Raw genomic sequence first — 3,913 nt, forward strand, 5'->3', positions numbered from 1 at the left:
CGGCGCGACCGACTGGCGCCGCCGCTCGCGTTCGGGCATTGAAACAGCTCAATTGGGCTCGGCGGCTGTTGTCCTGTGGACGTTGGCTCATTGAACAACGCCTGCAGAACTCCCTCAAAATCCGGCGCCGCGCTGGAGGCGGTCAGAATGTCGGCGGCGTGTTGACCCAGAGGATGCGGACCGTGGTCGAACCGATATTGCGGTAGCCGTGGCCGAGTTCGGAGTTGAAATAGAACGCGTCGCCTGCCTCGAGCGCCACCACGTTCGCCTCGACCAGCAATTCGACGGAACCTTCGAGCACGTAGCCGAACTCTTGTCCCTTGTGGCTGATCAACTCGGGGCTGCCGCCGCCGGCCTCGATCACATGAACGTTGATCTGCAGCAGATATTCCGGACCGGACGGCACCAATTGCTCGAGCACGACATGGTTGCCCGAACGCCGATGTCCCGTCTCCATGTGCGGACGCTCGTTCTGCCGCAAAACGAACACTTCCGAGGCATTGTGCTGCAGCGTGCCGAACATCGCGTTCATGTTGATGCCCAGCGCCTGCACCAGCCGATGCAGAGCCGCCATGGACGGTGTAGCGCGGTCGTTTTCGATCTTCGAGAGATAACCCTCTGTCAGCCCGATGCGGGCGCCGAGCTCTTCCAGGCTGAGGCCAAGCACCTGTCTGGCATGGCGCAGCTTGACGCCGATCCTCGGGGTTCCGTTTCTGTCGCGCATGTCAGGTCCGCGTCTTCATCCAGTCCGCCAGCTTCGCCAGCAGGAAATCGACTTCCGCCTCGGTGTTGTAATGAGCCAGCCCGATGCGGACGACACCGTTGCGGTCCGCAAGCCCCAGCCGCTTGATTGGCTCCAAACCGTAATTGTGACCGTGCCAGAGATAGATGCCTTCCTCTGCCATCGCCTTGGCGATATCGGCGGGATCGGTTCCGTCAACGGTGATCGACACGGTAGGCACACGGCGCGCCAGCGCCGCCACATCGGATATGCCCTGGATCAAGACGCCATCAATTCTAGACAATCCGGCAATCAGCCGTGCTGTCAGGACACGCTCATAACGGTCGGCGACTTCAATGCCGGCGACGATGCGCTCCCGCCGCGTCGCCTGCGGGTGGACGTTGCCGAAGGACTGTCCGAGCCAGGCATAGTGCTCGACGGCGCCAAGCACCCCGGCAAGCGCCTCGCGGCTTGTCGTTCCCGTCTCGAATTTTCCAGGTGGCGTATTGGAAGCCGCGCGCACCTTATAGGCGGTCAGCGCCTGCAGCAGATCGAAACGGCCCCACAACACCCCGTGATGCGGTCCAAAAAATTTGTAGGCCGAGCAAACCAGGAAATCACAGCCGATCTCCTGGACGTCGATCACCCCATGCGGCGCGAACTGCACCGCGTCGATATAGCTCAGCGCCCCGATCGCGCGGGCGCGCTGCGCGATCCGCTTCACGTCGTTGATCGTGCCGGTAACGTTGCTGGCATATCCGACGGCGACCAGCTTGACGTCCTCGTCGATAGTCGCCTCCAGCGTCGACAGGTCGAGTTCGAAGGTTTTTGGATCGAGGTCGATCCAGCGTACTTCAAGCCCCCGATCCTCCGCCAGCATCAGCCAGGGTGCGACGTTGGCGTCATGATCCATGCGCGTCAGCACGATGGCGTCGCCGGCGTTCAGATCGCGGCCGATGGCGCGCGAGACGGCGAAAGTCAGAGTCGTCATGTTCTGGCCGAACACCACCTCACGCCGGTCGGCGGCATTGAAGAAATCGGCCATCGCCTGATGCGCGTCGTCGACCATCGCCTGGGCCGCGAGTGAGGTTTCGAAATAGCCACCAAGATTGGCGTTGGTTTCGATCATGGCACGCGTCATACGCTCGATCGAACGGCTCGCCATCTGGGTTCCCGCGGGATTGTCGAAGAAAATCCGCTTCTTCGGCCCGGCACCTCTCGCCATCGCCGGAAAAGCATCGCGGACCGTATCTATATCCATGTCTGAATTCCGTGTCTGATGATCGTTGTGCGGCGGCCCCTCGACCGCCGCCAGCAGCGGCTTCACGCGTTCAGCCGGCCGCTTCATGGATGGCGACAGCGCGAGCCGGGAAGCCAGATCCGGCCTTTGGCTTTGGCCAGCTTGCCATTATCAACGCGCCGGCTTCGGGCACTTTGTCGAGATTGGCCAAGAGCTCGATCTGCCAGCAGTCGCGCGACAGCACATAGTATTCCAGGCTTGCGTCACCTGCGGAAGTGGCACGGCCGGGATCAGTGTCCATGCCCTCGTGCCCGATCGCAGCGACACCGCGGCGTTCCAAAAGTTCCTCCAGCACCGGCTTCGACCAACCCGGCGCATGCGAGATACCGTCGGCCGACTTGTTCCGAAATGCCACGGGGTCCGGCCAGCGCGGACACCAGCCGGTGCGAAGTGCGACAAAACACTTTTCCGGGATACGGCCGTTCCGCGTCTCCCAGGCCGAAATATCGTCGAGCGTCGGCGTCGCGTCGGGATCGGCGGCGACCCTGTCGCTGATGTCGAGGATGACCAGCGGCAGAAGCATCTCCGCCACCGGCAGTTGGTCGATCGAGCGGCCGCCGTCGATGAAGTGCACCGGCGGATCGACATGGGTGCCCCACTGTCCGACGAAGGCGTAGTGGTGGACCTGGAAGGCATCGCCCTTCGAAAAATCGAGCAACGCACTGCGCTCCTCGTCCGGGAAGGCCGGGAAATGCGGCTGACCCGGATGAAACGCATGCGTCAGGTCGGTGAAGGTCGCGGCGGAGAGCCGCGACCTGTAGATGTCCCAAAGCGAGCCCGGAGTGGACAAGATCACGGCTCCGCGACGAAGGTCGGTGCCGCTTCACTTGCCAGGACAAGCTTGCCGTCCTTGACACCAATGACCGAGACCGACTTGTCCGGCACCGAAATGCCCGGGCGGTAGGTGATCGTGCCGGTCACGCCGTCGAGCCCGGACGTAGCGGCCAGCGCGTCACGGATCTTGGCCGGATCCGGCGCACCGGCACGCTTGATCGCGTCGGCCATCAGCTTGACCGAGTCGTAGCCGAGCGCAGCGAACGCGTTCTCCGGGGCATTGCCGACCGACTTGGTGTAGGCGTCGATGAAGGCCTGCACCTTCGGGGTGGCGCCCTCACCGATGTAGGCGTGTGTAGTGAAGTAGGTGTCCTTGGCCGCGTCGCCGCCGACCTGGATCAGCAAGGGCGTGTCGTAGCCGTCGCCGCCGACCACCGGCAGGTTGATGCCGGCCTGGCGCATCTGCTTCAAGATCAGGCCGATTTCCTCGGCATTCGACGAGGCATAGACGAAGTCTGGCTGCGGCGACAGCGCCTTCAGTTTGGCGATCTGCGCGGTAAAGGTCTTGTCGCCGATCTTGTAGGTGTCGCGCTCCAAAATCTTGCCCCCGCCATGCTCGTAGGCGGTGACGAAGTAGTCCGACAGCAGCGTTGTGTATTCAGTGCCGATGTCGGTCAGCAGGTAGGCGGTTTTGCCGTTCAGCTTGTTCAGCGCAAACTCCGCGCCAACCGCAGCCTGAACGTTGTCGCCGAAGGCGGCGAGGAAGATCTCGTTGCCGAGCTGGCTCGGCAATTTCGGCGAGGTCGCGCCTGGCGTTATGAACGGTATCTGCGCCGTCTGGACCTGCGGTCCGATGGCCAGCACCGAGTCGGAATCGGCGAAGCCGATGATGCCGACGACCTTGTCGCTGTCGATCAACTGGCTGGCGACGGTCGAGATCGTCGTCGAATCGCTCTTGGAGTCGTAGATCACCAGTTCTATCTGCTGGCCGAGCACGCCGCCGGCGGCGTTGATTTCGCTCGCTGCCAGCTTGGCGCCATTCAGCATCGGACCGTCGAGCGAGGCCTGGATGCCGGTCAGGTTTGCCGGATAGCCGATCTTGATGGTGTCGGCAGCAA

At 62.8% G+C, this 3,913-nt stretch carries 4 protein-coding genes; all 4 read right to left on the minus strand.

Going from position 1 to position 3,913, the window contains the following annotated elements:
- Window positions 1-142: 142 nt before the first annotated feature.
- Entirely contained in the window at window positions 143-724 is a 582-nt protein-coding gene (locus tag EN925_RS26515) for a cupin domain-containing protein (protein WP_013528422.1), read from the minus strand.
- A 1-nt stretch (window position 725) separates the two neighbouring features.
- A complete protein-coding gene (locus EN925_RS26520; RefSeq protein WP_127369852.1) occupies window positions 726-1,982 on the minus strand; it encodes a cysteine desulfurase-like protein in 1,257 nt (418 codons plus the stop codon).
- Between the two features lie 70 nt (window positions 1,983-2,052).
- The gene (locus EN925_RS26525; RefSeq protein ID WP_128337041.1) at window positions 2,053-2,811 is read right to left on the minus strand and encodes a cyclase family protein; all 759 of its coding nucleotides are present in this window, start codon (window positions 2,809-2,811) and stop codon (window positions 2,053-2,055) included.
- Window positions 2,812-2,813: 2 nt separating this feature from the next.
- A partial coding sequence (locus EN925_RS26530) for an ABC transporter substrate-binding protein (protein WP_128337042.1) occupies window positions 2,814-3,913 on the minus strand: 1,100 nt, incomplete at its 5' end.

This window comes from Mesorhizobium sp. M7A.F.Ca.US.006.04.2.1 (genome assembly GCF_004022915.1).
GTDB classification, from domain to species: domain Bacteria; phylum Pseudomonadota; class Alphaproteobacteria; order Rhizobiales; family Rhizobiaceae; genus Mesorhizobium; species Mesorhizobium ciceri.

What these genes read in the sequence shown, in the direction of transcription:
- EN925_RS26515 (WP_013528422.1), bottom strand. Translation starts at nt 724, where the DNA reads ATGCGCGACAGAAACGGAACCCCGAGGATCGGCGTCAAGCTGCGCCAT.
- EN925_RS26520 (WP_127369852.1), bottom strand. Translation starts at nt 1,982, where the DNA reads ATGGATATAGATACGGTCCGCGATGCTTTTCCGGCGATGGCGAGAGGT.